The 13,880-nt window shown below is 47.4% G+C and carries 14 protein-coding genes; 5 read left to right on the forward strand and 9 right to left on the reverse strand.

Translation table 11 applies throughout. The features are described 5' to 3' along the window. The first annotated feature begins 252 nt into the window (after positions 1–252). Positions 253–1,305, forward strand: a complete 1,053-nt coding sequence (locus tag H8K32_RS04485) for a porin (protein WP_186911282.1) — start codon at positions 253–255, stop codon at positions 1,303–1,305. 143 nt (positions 1,306–1,448) lie between these two features. Here the strand turns inward: H8K32_RS04485 and ruvB are convergent, their stop codons facing one another. From ruvB to dusB, 6 genes are all read right to left on the reverse strand, one after another. Then, entirely contained in the window at positions 1,449–2,504 is a 1,056-nt protein-coding gene (gene ruvB, locus H8K32_RS04490; RefSeq protein WP_186911283.1) for a Holliday junction branch migration DNA helicase RuvB, read from the reverse strand. 3 nt (positions 2,505–2,507) lie between these two features. Continuing rightward, positions 2,508–3,089, reverse strand: a complete 582-nt coding sequence (ruvA, locus tag H8K32_RS04495) for a Holliday junction branch migration protein RuvA (RefSeq protein WP_186911284.1) — start codon at positions 3,087–3,089, stop codon at positions 2,508–2,510. An 86-nt stretch (positions 3,090–3,175) separates the two neighbouring features. Beyond that, complete coding sequence (gene ruvC / locus H8K32_RS04500; RefSeq protein ID WP_186911285.1) at positions 3,176–3,718, reverse strand: crossover junction endodeoxyribonuclease RuvC; 543 nt, start codon at positions 3,716–3,718, stop codon at positions 3,176–3,178. A 184-nt stretch (positions 3,719–3,902) separates the two neighbouring features. Continuing rightward, complete coding sequence (gene purH, locus H8K32_RS04505) at positions 3,903–5,468, reverse strand: bifunctional phosphoribosylaminoimidazolecarboxamide formyltransferase/IMP cyclohydrolase (protein ID WP_186911286.1); 1,566 nt, start codon at positions 5,466–5,468, stop codon at positions 3,903–3,905. Between the two features lie 48 nt (positions 5,469–5,516). Beyond that, a complete protein-coding gene (locus H8K32_RS04510) occupies positions 5,517–5,750 on the reverse strand; it encodes a helix-turn-helix domain-containing protein (RefSeq protein ID WP_186911287.1) in 234 nt (77 codons plus the stop codon). Positions 5,751–5,857: 107 nt separating this feature from the next. Beyond that, entirely contained in the window at positions 5,858–6,868 is a 1,011-nt protein-coding gene (dusB, locus tag H8K32_RS04515) for a tRNA dihydrouridine synthase DusB (protein ID WP_186911288.1), read from the reverse strand. 435 nt (positions 6,869–7,303) lie between these two features. Between dusB and H8K32_RS04520 the strand changes: the two genes are divergently transcribed. The 3 genes from H8K32_RS04520 to H8K32_RS04530 are packed head-to-tail and all read left to right on the forward strand — an operon-like array spanning position 7,304 to position 9,749. Continuing rightward, on the forward strand, positions 7,304–7,915 hold the full coding sequence (locus H8K32_RS04520) for a hypothetical protein (RefSeq protein WP_186911289.1): 612 nt from the start codon (positions 7,304–7,306) through the stop codon (positions 7,913–7,915). Beyond that, positions 7,915–9,003, forward strand: coding sequence for a sensor histidine kinase (locus H8K32_RS04525; RefSeq protein WP_186911290.1), 1,089 nt, complete (start codon positions 7,915–7,917; stop codon positions 9,001–9,003). The genes H8K32_RS04520 and H8K32_RS04525 overlap by 1 nt, the downstream gene beginning before the upstream one ends. Next, the gene (locus tag H8K32_RS04530; RefSeq protein ID WP_186911291.1) at positions 9,000–9,749 is read left to right on the forward strand and encodes a LytR/AlgR family response regulator transcription factor; all 750 of its coding nucleotides are present in this window, start codon (positions 9,000–9,002) and stop codon (positions 9,747–9,749) included. The genes H8K32_RS04525 and H8K32_RS04530 overlap by 4 nt, the downstream gene beginning before the upstream one ends. A 21-nt stretch (positions 9,750–9,770) precedes the next feature. Here H8K32_RS04530 and H8K32_RS04535 read toward each other — a convergent pair whose 3' ends face one another. From H8K32_RS04535 to tyrS, 3 genes are read right to left on the reverse strand one after another with little or no spacing between them, the layout of a single operon-like run. After that, positions 9,771–10,436, reverse strand: coding sequence for a histidine phosphatase family protein (locus tag H8K32_RS04535; protein ID WP_186911292.1), 666 nt, complete (start codon positions 10,434–10,436; stop codon positions 9,771–9,773). 31 nt (positions 10,437–10,467) lie between these two features. After that, positions 10,468–10,932, reverse strand: a complete 465-nt coding sequence (gene dtd / locus H8K32_RS04540; protein ID WP_186911293.1) for a D-aminoacyl-tRNA deacylase — start codon at positions 10,930–10,932, stop codon at positions 10,468–10,470. Further along, positions 10,929–12,179, reverse strand: coding sequence for a tyrosine--tRNA ligase (gene tyrS, locus H8K32_RS04545; RefSeq protein WP_186911294.1), 1,251 nt, complete (start codon positions 12,177–12,179; stop codon positions 10,929–10,931). The genes dtd and tyrS overlap by 4 nt, the downstream gene beginning before the upstream one ends. Before the next feature lie 299 nt (positions 12,180–12,478). Here tyrS and H8K32_RS04550 point away from each other — a divergent pair, with 299 nt between their 5' ends. Then, complete coding sequence (locus H8K32_RS04550; protein ID WP_186911295.1) at positions 12,479–13,846, forward strand: M23 family metallopeptidase; 1,368 nt, start codon at positions 12,479–12,481, stop codon at positions 13,844–13,846. The last annotated feature ends 34 nt before the right edge of the window (positions 13,847–13,880 follow it).

A 13,880-nucleotide genomic window follows, 5' to 3' on the forward strand; every position in this document is an offset into this window, starting at 1 on the left:
GTAAAGAGTAAGAATAAATGTGTTTTTGATAATTTTCGTTGCGAATGCGAGACAATTTATCGATCTGTAGTACTTTAAAGCTCGATTTCACTTGGCTATAAACCGTCATATTTGGTCAAATACGTTAACTTCTGTTTTGTCGAAATTAGTTGTTTTCAAGTATTAGCGCGTTTCGTGCCTTCTTTTGTATGTGATCTTCGCGTTTCGTGCTTAAGGTAGTTAGATTTAAATTTAAATCCTTTGGAGAAAAAAATGAAAAAAACACTTATCGCTCTGTCAGTATTGGCAGCAATGTCTGGCGCAGCGCAAGCGCAGTCTAACGTCACTATCTACGGTGTTGTTGATATGGCTTTCCAAGCTGAAAGCAATGGCGCAGGTAAAAAGTATGCTATCGACGGTGGCGAACAAGCTGGTTCACGTATCGGCTTCAAAGGTTCAGAAGATCTTGGCGGCGGTCTGAAAGCAATCTTCGCTCTGGAAGCTGGTATCTGGACTGACACTGGTGCATCCCAGGGTGGTCTGACATTTGGTCGTCAATCATGGGTTGGTTTGACAGGTGACTTTGGTACAGTCAAAGCTGGTCGTCAATACACACCACAGTTCTATTTCTATGATGCAGTTGACCCGTTTGATCTGGGATTCACTTCTGGTCACGCAGGTTCTTATCTGTCTGGTGGTAAGCCAGTCAACGCTTCTACATCTACAGGCGGCGTTTTTGGTTTCCTGACATCAAATACAGCATGGCGAGTAAATAATAGCGTTAGCTATCAATCCGCTAATATTCAAGGTTTCAGTGCCATGGCCTTGTACGGTGCAGGTGAATTCGCTGGTGATAATTCAGCTGGTCGTTCTGTTGGTATTAGTGGCCAGTACGCAGCTGGTCCGGTATATGTCGGCGCTGTGTATTACAAAGCTAATGACGCGATTGCTAAAGGTAACGGAATCAAAACAGTGTTGTTAGGTGGCACTTACGATTTCGGCGTTGCTAAAGCGGCATTGGGTTACGCTACTGAAAAATCTGATGATAGTACACTGAACACAAAAGGTTATACATTAGGTGTTACAGTGCCAGTAACTGCAGCTGACAACATTTTGGCAACCGCAGCACGTTTGAAAGATGACTACGCAAACGGCTCAAGCACTCAACTTGCTATCGGTGCGACGCATGCATTGTCGAAACGTACTAACTTGTACACTTCCGCATCCCGCGTGAGCAATGACTCAAACGTAAACGGTGCTGGTTTGGCTGCATCTAACGGTGCAAAAGACTATGTGTTCAACTTCGGTATTCTGCACTCCTTCTAATTATCGACAGGCGCAAGCCTGTTAGTAAGATGAATCCTATGTTGAACAAAAAAGCACCTTTCTGGGTGCTTTTTTGTTGTCTGCAGATTTGATTCAACGACCAAGGCTCGTTGCATTCAGACGCAAACCTGCCAAGGACTTAATCAATCGTCGCTGGTTAAACGACCAGGTGCGCTCACACCAAAATGTTCATACGCAAGCGTTGTCGCGATACGACCACGTGGGGTTCGCTGTAAATAGCCCTGTTGGATAAGGTACGGTTCCAGTACGTCTTCGATGGTATCGCGCTCTTCGCCAATCGCAGCTGCAACGTTATCAAGTCCCACTGGCCCGCCGCCAAACTTAAACAGAATCGCTTCCAGCAGTTTTCTATCCATCAAATCAAAACCAACCGTATCAACATCGAGCATTTTTAATGCCGCATCGGCGATGTCTTTGGTGATATTGCCATTGCCTTTGACTTCAGCATAGTCGCGTACGCGGCGTAATAAGCGATTGGCAATACGGGGTGTGCCTCGGGCACGGTTGGCAATTTCGCGCGCTCCCTCTTCGTGGATAGGTGCATTTAACAACGATGCTGAGCGGGTGACAATACGCGTCAGCTGTTCCGGTGTGTAAAACTCCAGTCGTGCCACGATACCAAAACGATCGCGCAAAGGATTGGTTAGCATGCCCGCACGCGTCGTGGCGCCTACCAACGTGAATGGCTGCAAATCGAGTTTGACCGAGCGTGCTGCCGGGCCTTCCCCGATCATGATGTCGATTTGGTAGTCTTCTAATGCAGGATATAAAATTTCTTCCACCACGGGCGACAGGCGGTGTATCTCGTCAATAAACAAAACGTCATTGGCCTCCAGATTGGTCAGGAGCGCAGCCAGATCGCCAGCGCGTTCCAGCACTGGCCCGGACGTTTGTCGTAAATTGACACCCATTTCGCGGGCGATAATATGTGCCAGCGTCGTTTTTCCTAAACCAGGTGGACCAAACAACAGGGTGTGATCGAGTGCTTCTTTGCGTTGTCGCGCTGCTGTGATGAAAATCTCTAACTGGGCGCGGATTTTTTCCTGGCCAACATATTCGTCGAGTTGCTTAGGGCGTAGCGCACGTTCTATCGCTTCTTCTTGCGAAGACACCGGCGTCGCAGAAATGATCCGGGTTTCAGCTGGTTCAGAAAACAGATTATCAGTTTGTATGCTCATTGCTTACGCCTTAGACAGTGCTTTGAGAGCCAGTTTGATACCGTCAGAAACGCCGGTACCAGCCGGGACAGATTTCATGGCGATGGCTGCTTCTTTGTCAGAGTAACCTAAAGCCAGCAGAGCATTTAAAATATCACCACTATGGTCACCTGCGGCAACCGCTGCGCTGCTGGTGAACAGATCCGCCCCTAATTTACCTTTGAGTTCGAGCAGCAAACGTTCAGCCGTCTTCTTGCCTATGCCTGGGATGCGTGTCAGGCGTCCGGCTTCTTGCAAAGTAATCGCTTGTGATAAATCAGCGACTGACATACCCGACAAAATTGCCAGGGCTGTGCGCGAGCCGACGCCGCTGATTTTGATTAATTGACGAAACGTTGCACGCTCTTCTGCACTGCCAAAACCAAACAAGACATGTGCATCTTCGCGTATCGCCAGGTGCGTCAGCAAGGCTACTTTTTCACCCAACGCAGGTAAATTGTAGAAAGTACTCATCGGTACGTCGACTTCATAGCCGACACCCTGGCAATCAATGAGCAATTGTGGGGGATTTTTTTCTAGCAATGTGCCTGCAATACGACCTATCATGAGACGGCTTTCATACTGTATGAATAAACAGTGATAATAAACGATTCTGTCTTACTTGACGAGGACGTTTGGAAGGCAATGCAGAATCAACCTATCAGACGGCCACCTTTGACGCGCAACCCCTTTTTTGCCAGTTCCGGCGCAATCGCACTGAGGGTGGCTAATGCTTCGCCGCTATGTGCGTGACAGATCGCTACGCCTAACGCATCCGCAGCGTCAGGACTAGGTTTGCCAGAAAGTTTCAACAGCCGTTGCACCATATCCTGTACCTGTTCTTTTTTTGCACGGCCATGACCAACCACGCCTTGTTTGACTTGCAAGGCTGTGTATTCGGCAACCGCCAGATCTGCCGCTACCAGCGCACAAATTGCCGCGCCACGGGCTTGACCAAGCAGTAAAGTCGATTGCGGATTGACGTTGACGAAGACAATTTCTATCGCAGCACAGTCTGGTTGGTAGGTGCTGACTACTTCTGAAACGCTGGCAAGGATGGTTTTGAGCCGCTCAGGTAATGAGCCTTCTGTGGTTTTGATAGTGCCAGAGGCGACGTAGGTAAGGTGGTTACCTTGCTTTTGTATGACCCCGAAACCGGTGGTGCGTAAGCCGGGGTCTATGCCTAATATTCTCATTGGAAGTTATTTTTCCTGGGCGAGCTGGATGTGTGGGGTGTAATTAGATCGGCTAATGATATCTGAATCCAATGTCGTTACGGTAAATCTTCATTCAAAGCGCAAAAAAATGGCCTCCAGTTTGCGCCGGAGGCCATGTCTTTCAATTTATTTGAAGCTCATTTGAAGCTTATTTGAAGCCTGATTAATGACGGAAATGACGTGTCCCGGTATACACCATGACCACACCGCGTTCATCCGCAGCATCAATGACTTCCTGATCTCGCATAGAACCACCTGGGTGAATCACGCATGTCGCACCAGCATCAACCACAACATCTAAACCATCACGGAACGGGAAGAAAGCGTCAGAAGCGACCGCTGAACCAGCCAGTGTCAGCCCTGCGTTTTGTGCTTTAATCGATGCGATACGGGCTGAGTCAATGCGGCTCATCTGGCCTGCACCAACACCCAATGTCATGCCATTACCGCAGAAGACGATGGCGTTGGATTTAACGTATTTTGCAACGCGCCACGCAAACATCATGTCGGCCATTTGTTGTGGTGTCGGCTGTAATTTGGAAACGACGCGCAATTCTTCTTGCAACACATTTTTCGCATCAGGCGCTTGCACTAACAAACCACCACCAACGCGTTTGACGTCGTATTGATTAACAGCATTGCCCAACGAAATTTCTAACAGACGCACATTTTGTTTTGCGGCGAAAATTGCTTTTGCTTCGGCAGTGAATGATGGTGCGATCAAGACTTCAACAAATTGTTTTGCAACGATTTCTGCTGCTTTGCCATCGAGCTCGCGGTTGAATGCAATGATGCCGCCAAAAGCTGAAGTCGGATCTGTCTGCAGCGCTTTGCTGTAGGCTTCGAATGGCGTCACGCCTAAGGCTACGCCACAAGGATTGGCATGTTTAACGATCACGCATGCCGATTCATTGAATGATTTTACGCATTCCCATGCTGCGTCGGCATCAGCGATATTGTTGTAAGACAGTTCTTTGCCTTGCAATTGCTTGTAGTTCGCCAATGCACCGTCAACCGCTTTCAGATCGCGGTAAAACGCTGCGGATTGATGTGGGTTTTCGCCGTAACGCATTTCTTGAACTTTATCGAAATGCAGGTTCAGGGTTTGCGGATACGCACTACGTGTTGTGTGCGCTTTATCTTCACCGAGGCTGGTCAGGTAGTTGGTGATCGCGCCATCGTATTGCGCGGTGTGTGCGAAGACTTTTTTCGCCAAAGTGAATTTGGTATCGTAACTGACGACGTTTTGATTCGCCTTCATTTCAGCCAATACAATCGCGTAATCACTAGGATCAACGATGACCGTGACGTCTTTGTGATTTTTCGCGGAAGAGCGCAACATGGTCGGGCCGCCGATATCGATATTTTCAATCGCATCTTCCAGTGAACATTCTGCTTTGGCAACGGTTTGCTGGAACGGATACAGATTCACGACCACCATATCGATGGTAGGAATCCCGTGTTGTTCGAGCGCTGCTACATGTTCAGGAAAATCACGACGTGCCAGAATGCCGCCATGCACTTTGGGATGCAAAGTCTTGACGCGACCATCCAACATTTCCGGAAAACCGGTGTAGTCGGCCACTTCCGTTACTGGCAGGCCATTGTCAGCCAACAGTTTAGCGGTACCACCAGTGGACAGCAGCTTGACACCGAGTGCCGACAATTCACGTGCAAAATCGAGCACACCAGTCTTGTCTGAGACGGATATGAGGGCTTGTTTGATCATGATGAGAATGAAAGAGTAAGGAAATCGGTGTCAGAGCCAGCCATGTAATTACAGCAAACCGTGATGCTGCAATTTTTTGCGCAAGGTATTACGGTTAATGCCTAACATGTCTGCTGCTTGTGATTGATTGCTTTCAGCACGTGTCATCACCATTTCAAGCATAGGCTTTTCGACGGCTAATACAACCATATCGTAAATATTGGAGGCGGGTTGTTCACCCAGGTCACGGAAATATTTTTCCAGGTTTTTGTGGACGGCGTCTTGAATGCTATCTTTGCTCATATTTTATTGTCACTGTTCGGTTATGCCGGGCGGCGGAATAGTCCGTGTTTACGAACCATCAGGCAATATTGTTGTTACGGTAGTGCTACGCTGTTACAACATTTGCCTTAGGCGGCCATTTTTTCTTCAAAGGGGCGGTATTGTAACCGTTCCCCAGCCATGCGATCAAAAAAATGACTGACGGCGGCTAATTGTTCATCACACGAGGTCAGTAAATTCATTTGTTGCCGGAATTCCTCACCACCCACCAGATCTTGTACATACCAGCCGATATGCTTACGCGCCGTTCGTACACCCAGATAATCACCGTAAAATGCGTAATGCTCTTTTAAGTGGCTATCCATCAGATGCCTGACTTCGCTGATTAGTGGTGGAGGTAAGTGTTCCCCTGTCCTCAGGTAATGCTCGATTTCCCGGAAAATCCACGGTCGGCCTTGGGCGGCGCGACCGATCATGATGGCATCCGCACCGGTGACTTCCAAAACGTATTTGGCTTTTTCCGGTGTTGTGATGTCGCCGTTGGCGACCACAGGGATATTCACCGCGGCTTTGACCGCAGTAATTGTTTCGTATTCGGCATCACCTTTGTAGCCATCTGCGCGTGTGCGCCCGTGTAAGGTCAGCATTTGTATGCCGGCAGACTGCGCCATGCGTGCAATATTCAGGGCATTTTTGTTTGCTCTGTCCCATCCCGTCCGGAACTTCAGTGTCACAGGCACATCAACTGCCTTGACCACCGCATCCAGAATTTGTCCGACCAGAGTTTCGTGCTGTAATAGCGCAGAACCACACCAGGCGTTACAGACTTTTTTGACCGGGCAACCCATGTTGATATCGATGATTTGCGCACCTTTATCGACATTGAATTTGGCGCAATCTGCGAGCATGACGGGATCAGCACCGGCAATCTGCACCGCTTTCGGTTCCATTTCGCCTTCGTGATTGGTACGGCGGGTGGATTTTTCGGTTTCCCATAATTTGGGATTCGAGGCTGCCATTTCAGAAACGGCATAACCCGCACCTAACTCTTTGCATAATTGCCGGAACGGCCTATCAGTTACTCCAGCCATAGGAGCAACGAAAATATTATTACGCAAGACGTAGGAACCGATTTGCACGATGAGGCTTTGGGGGAAATTTGAAGAAGCGCTATTCTACCTGAAACCTGCCTAAATAATTGGCAAAATTCTGTGTGATTTATAGGAATATTTATTTCTATGAAAAGACGCTTTTGATAGTTTTAGAGAGGTTTCTCTAAATAATTTCAACTTAGGTGCGCATTTGCGCTTAACTGATGGTATTTTGCTGGATTTTTATCGTTTGCTGATGAGTCTTTCTTTTTTTTATCACCACACGCGTTGCCGTCGGTGCAGAGAAGTCGTCAAAACCATATCTCGCGTTTCAGGAAAAAATAATCTGGCAATGGAAAATCATTGATCGGTTTATTCCCGTCCTTTATCGGGAATCGCTGACCTATTATCGCAAACAGACTGCAAGGACGAATCATGAGGCGTAATTTGACCATCTTTACTCAAACCATAGGAGAAGATGTCATGAAATATTCGAAAATAATCTTGATTGCCTTGTTGACTGCGATAGGGATGAACTTTTCGCTTGCGCAAGGAATGACACCGGGTGTTCCGGCTGGCTGGACTTTTAACGACGTGGCACAAGAAAAGTATCAAATTGGTGTCGATACTACGATAGGAAGCAAAGAGCATCCGGTACTCTATATTGGCGCCAAGCAGGCAAAAGAAAATGATTTTGCAAGCCTCACGCAGGTCATTGAGTCAGGCGCCTTCAGCGGGAAAGTCGTCGAGCTTACCGTCTCGGCTAAATTTATTGGCGATAGCAAAAATAGCGAATTCTGGATACGTTGCCATAAATCTGAAAAATCTAAAAAATGGAACGCAATTGCATCAAGTTTCGGCAAAGAGATGCAAGACTGGAGTAAGGTCAGTATGGACATGAAGTTGCCTGCTGATGGCTGTCAACTCGAAATCGGTATTGGGGTGCGTGGCCAAGGACAGCTATGGATTCGTGATATTCGCTTTAATACCGCCACAATTGATCAGAAAACACTTGAAAGAAAGCCTCTGGCTGAAAGAGTAAAGTTGGCAGAGCCCCAGGCGGAATTTAAAAATCTCAATTTCAGTGAGCGTTAATGTTGACATTGCTATTGAATGACCGGATCTCGGGTCATGGACAACAACGCGACTATTTTCCAACGAAACGCGAATGGCCCTATTTTCCAGCCTGTTTGAGCGTCGCGTTGTGGTCGTTGATTGTTTGCTTTTCCATGCAGCAAACATGGCTGGTTGACCTGCTATGTTTGCTGACTGCCTATGCAATAGCCCAATCTGGTTTTGTTTTTGCACAGACCAGTAGAAAATTGAACCATCCTGGTCTACGATGGTTGCTTGTCTGTGGGGCTATTGTGATAGCGACAATCAGTGGCGTGCGACTACAGTTCTTTTTATGGCCAGTGTCAGTCATGACGCATGAGGGATGGACGGTTTGGATTGTCGTTTTTTTGTTTTTGTTGGTAACGATTTTGCCATCAGCAATAAAAACAGAGGTGTCGAGAGCCGCATCGGAGCAGTTAAAGCGTGCGGAGTCTGCCCATGCTGCCGACAGACAATTACTCGAAGCCAGACTGATGGCATTACAAGGGCAAATAGAACCACATTTTCTATTTAACACCTTAGCCACCACACGCGCCTTGCTCAGACAAGATCCACCATTAGCCGAAAGTATGCTGCAACACTTGATCGCTTATCTTCAAGAGGCGATGCCTGATATGCGTGCCAAAACCATTAGCGTGGCGCAGGAATTGAAGCGTGCAGAGGCGTATTTGAAAATCATACAAATTCGTTTGCCTGAGCGTTTGCAGTTTAGTATTGAATGTAATGACGAGGCACAAGCATGTGAAATTCCACCGTTAATATTAATGACACTGGTGGAAAATGCCATCAAGCATGGTGTCGAACCGAAGATTAGTATGACGCATGTAAAGATCAGTGCGTGTTGCGAAGATGATCTCTTGCATATCATTGTTGCTGACGATGGTGCAGGTTTTCAGGATGAACTTGGAAATGGCATCGGCTTACTGAATATTCAACAAAGGCTCGATACCATGTATGGCAACCGGGCCGAATTAAGTCTTGTTTCAGGTCTTTGTGGTGGCGTCATTGCCAGTTTGCGACTCCCGCGCTTGATAGACGATCAAATCAAAGAAAGTAAAGTGGAATGAATAGTCCAACATTAGCTCATTCAATCCGTGCTTTGATCGCTGAAGATGAAGCAATTTTACGTAAGGAACTTGTCGCGGCATTAGCCATGTTATGGCCGGATCTGGAGATTGTTGCTGAGGTCTCAGATGGACAAAATGCGGTTGCAAAATTGAATGAACTACGTCCGGAAATTGCTTTTCTGGATGTCAGAATGCCGGGCCTAAGCGGTATAGATGTCGCTCGTCTGGCAACACATCGCTGTCATATTGTCTTTATCACCGCATACAATGATCATGCGATCGCAGCATTTGATCATGGGGCAGTCGATTATTTACTTAAACCGCTGGATCTGGCGCGTTTAGCTTTAACGATACAAAGACTCAAGCAACGCTTACATCAACAACCTGCGGATATGTCTTCACTATCTGTTCCTGCAAAAAGTGAAGCTTTGCGTTGGATACAAGCCTCCTCTGGCAACCAGCTACGTTTTGTGAATGTGGATGATGTCCAATGTTTTCATGCCGATGCTAAATATACTAAATTGATCACTACGCGTTTTGAAGCCTTGATACGAACGCCGATTAAGGATTTATTGAAGCAATTAGATCTGGAAAAATTCTGGCAAATTTCTCGTAGTGCGATTGTCAATGTATCGGCAATCGACACGGTACAACGCATCGATAATGGACTGGCGCTACGATTACAAAACAGAGCTGAATGGTTGAACGTGTCGCAGCCATATCAGCATCAGTTCCGGCAGATGTGAATGTTGTGAAGGTAACGCGGACTAGTGCTTTTGTGGATTAATCGCCGCGTTAATTTCATCCACTGCATCAGCATCGAGATGCGCGATGTCGCCCCAAGAGACTAATAGCAGCCGATCCTGGTCGTAGCTAAAGCGATTGATGCTGGCGTTGTAGATGGTCACTTCTCTTGGTGCATCCAATGGCAGATCCTTGGCGGCGCGGTATGCGCATTCCAACACACCACCGTGCGCCACGATGGCAATTTTTTTGCCTTCGAATTGTTTTGCGTAGTAGGTGATGTGCGTCATGATGCGTCGATGAAACTGACGAATGGTTTCACCTTGGTTTTCTCCCGGTGGAAATTCGGCGTCCGGATCATGCGCTCGCCAGGCTGCGTGTTCGAGCGGAAACAGGTGCGGCAAGTCACTGTAAAGTTGACCTTCAAAACCACCAAAACAACGCTCACGCAATCCCGCATCGAGGCGTGTACTCACGCCTTGCAAGCGGGCAATTTCGCCGGCAGTCTGCACCGCTCTTTGTAAGTCGCTGGAAATCACGGCGTCTAATTTTTCATTTTGCAATGCATAAGCTAGTGCTTTAGCCTGGCGCGTGCCTTCGGCATTGAGTGGAATATCGAGGTGACCTTGCAAGCGTTTGACGGCGTTCCAGGCGGTTTCGCCGTGGCGTATTAAAAGTATTTCGGTCATTATGTTCTTGTTTTGAATTATGTTGAAACCATTACGTTGAAGCCGAAGGGGCAGGGCGCTTAGTTTCCAACCAAAATGTGACCGGACCATCATTAGTCAATGAGACTTTCATATCAGCCCCAAAGCGACCACTCTCCACCAGCGGATGCTGGCGCTGGGCTTGTCGGAGAAAATAGCCGAATAATTCTCTGGCGACATCGGGTGGTGCTGCAGGAGTGAATGATGGGCGGGTGCCGGAATTGGTATCTGCCGCGAGGGTAAATTGTGGTACCAGCAATAAACCGCCACCACTATCTTTTACGCTCAGATTCATCTTGCCAGCAGCGTCAGAAAACACACGATAGCCGAGCAATTTCGTTAATAACGCATCGGCTTCTTTTTCTGTATCACCACGCTCGGCACATATTAAAACCATCAAGCCAGCGTCAATCGCACCAATGATTTCACCATCGACGACGACACTGGCTTGGGATACACGTTGCAGTAAAGCGATCATGCTGCCAAGGTTACACGCGCAAATTTACGTTTGCCGACTTGCAGTACAAAGGTACCGGCATCAAGCTTTAAGCCTTTATCGCTGATGACATTGCCATCAACGCGCACACCGCCTTGTTCTACCATACGCAATGCTTCTGATGTCGATGCACACAAATTAGCTTGCTTGAGTAATTGTGCAACGCCTACTGGCGCACCGCTGAGGCTGACTTCTGGAATATCGTCAGGGATGCCACCTTTGGAACGATTCACAAAATCTGCCAATGCGTCTTCACCTGCTTGTTTGCTATGGAAGCGCGCCACAATTTCTTGTGCCAGTGCGACTTTGATGTCGCGTGGGTTCTGACCTTCGGCGACAGCTTTTTTGTAGCCTGCAATTTGCTCGATGGAGGTGAAGGACAATAAATCGTAGTATTTCCACATCATGTCATCAGAGATGCTCATGACCTTGGCGAACATGGTGTTAGCGGGTTCTGTGATGGCGATGTAGTTATTTTTGGATTTTGACATTTTTTCAACGCCGTCCAGACCTTCCAGCAAAGGCATGGTCAGAATACATTGTTGTTCTTGTCCGTAATCTTTTTGTAATTCACGACCGACCAGCAGATTGAATTTCTGATCTGTTCCACCGAGCTCCAGATCTGCTTGCAAAGCGACGGAATCGTAACCTTGCATGAGTGGGTACAAAAATTCATGCACTGAAATAGGGGTGCCGGCTTTAAAGCGCTTCGTGAAATCGTCGCGCTCCATCATACGGGCAACGGTGTATTTGGAAGATAGCTGAATCATGCCGCGTGCGCCGAGCGGATCGCACCATTCAGAGTTGTAGCGGATTTCCGTTTTTGCCGCATCCAATACCAGACTCGCCTGTTTGAAGTAGGTTTGCGCGTTTGCTTCAATTTGCTCACGTGTCAATGGCGGGCGGGTCGCATTACGGCCAGACGGATCACCGATCATGGAAGTAAAATCACCAATCAAAAAGATCACGTTATGGCCTAGATCTTGCAATTGACGCATTTTGTTGAGAACAACGGTGTGGCCTAAGTGCAAATCTGGTGCAGTTGGATCCAGGCCGAGTTTGATGCGCAAAGGCTTGCCAGTTTGCTCACTACGCGCCAATTTTTGGGCAAATTCGGATTCAATTAGTAATTCGTCAACGCCGCGCTTAGTCACTGCAAGTGCGTGTTGTACAGCGTCGGAAAGTGGCAATAATGCTGGGGAGGAATTGGAGTGTTGTGCAGAAGTCATATTTTATTTACATCAAATTTTTTGTAACAGCGCTGGTCAGGATTTCTATTCTGAATCCATAATCAGCGTTTGCCAAATTCTGGGTGTTGGTTTCTTGATGGGACCCGGCAAACTTGCTTTATAATCCCGTCTTTGTTCGTCACTGATATGTAAGTTTACTTGCAAATCATTGCACCAAAATGGTGTTGATGACTATGTGTTGATGCCGATGTCTAAGTCGTCGCGCCACATTGAATCATGACAGCAATGACGAATTTTCGACTCATTTTCGACTAACACTGTTAATTTTAACTTATTGCATGCGTCCAATAGATAAATTCCTTCATATCGCTACTGGCAGAAGGCAGTTGTTCGGTTCCAGTCGCGTTTCCCGTGCGGTGTCGATTTCAGCTTTGTTCTTTGCCGTATGCGCTATTGGTGCCGCAGCCGTTGCGCCACTGGCGCCAGATGCCGCCGATTTACCAGTCAAAAAACTGACACAAGAATTACCGTTGCCTACGCTTGATGAGCAAATTGCCGCCATTGAAGCAAATGAACAACACTTTGTGCGTGAAGAAACCGTACGCCGTGGCGATACGCTCAGTGCTTTGTTGTTACGTCTAGGCGTTGAAGATGATGAAGCTGACAAGTTCATTAAAACTGATAGCGTTGCCCGTAGCTTGTTGCAATTGCGCACAGACAAAGCGGTTCGCGCTAAAACCAATGAAGAAGGTGAGCTGGAATGGTTGCAGACCACCGTTGTGGATGGATCTGATAAACCCGCCAGAAATATAGAAATTACCCGTGATGCTAACGGACATTTTAAAGCGGTGGATACTCCTGCCAATTTAGAGCGTCGGGTTGAAATGGCATCTGGGAATATCATATCCTCGCTGTTTGCTGCGACCGATGATGCAAATATTCCGGATAACGTCGCGTCACAAATTATTAGCATGTTTGAAACGAATATTGATTTCCGTAAATTACAACGCGGTGACCAGTTCAACGTCGTCTATGAGAGTTTTTGGCAAAATGGCCAAAAAGTAAAAACGGGTCGTGTGTTGGCAGGTGAATTTACCAATGCTGAAAAACCATATCAAGCCGTCTGGTTTGATGAAGCAGGTGGTCAGGGCGGTTATTACACATTTGACGGTAAATCACTCAAAAAAGCGTTCTTGAAATCGCCGCTGGCATTCACGCGTATTTCTTCAGGTTTCTCTATGCGTGTTCACCCGATTTCTGGTCAATGGAAGCAGCATAAAGGTGTTGATTTTGCAGCTGGTATTGGTACACCAATCCGTGCTACTGCAGACGGCGTGGTTGATTCTGCAGCGATGAGCGGCGGTTATGGCAATCTGGTGGTGATTAAACATTGGGGTGGGTATAGCACTGCTTATGCGCACATGCAACGTTTTGCTCCGGGAATTCGTAAAGGTAGCCACGTTTCTCAAGGTGAGGTGATTGGTTTTGTCGGTACAACGGGTTGGTCCACTGGCCCACACGTGCATTACGAGTTCCGTGTGAATAATGATGCTCGTGACCCGCTTTCTATCGTAGTACCAAATGTACAGGCATTGTCGAATGTTGATTTGCCACGTTTTAAAGCGGTAGCTAACGATATGCATCACCGTTTTGATTTATTGCGTCCGGAACGCGTGGCGCAAAATAGTAAAACGACCGCCAGCTAAAGGCAATCTATTCTTCAGGCCGAACCTCATGTTC

The sequence above is a fragment of the Cognatundibacterium jejuense genome (assembly GCF_014284255.1).
In the GTDB taxonomy this organism is placed as follows: Bacteria; Pseudomonadota; Gammaproteobacteria; order Burkholderiales; family Burkholderiaceae_D; genus Undibacterium; species Undibacterium jejuense.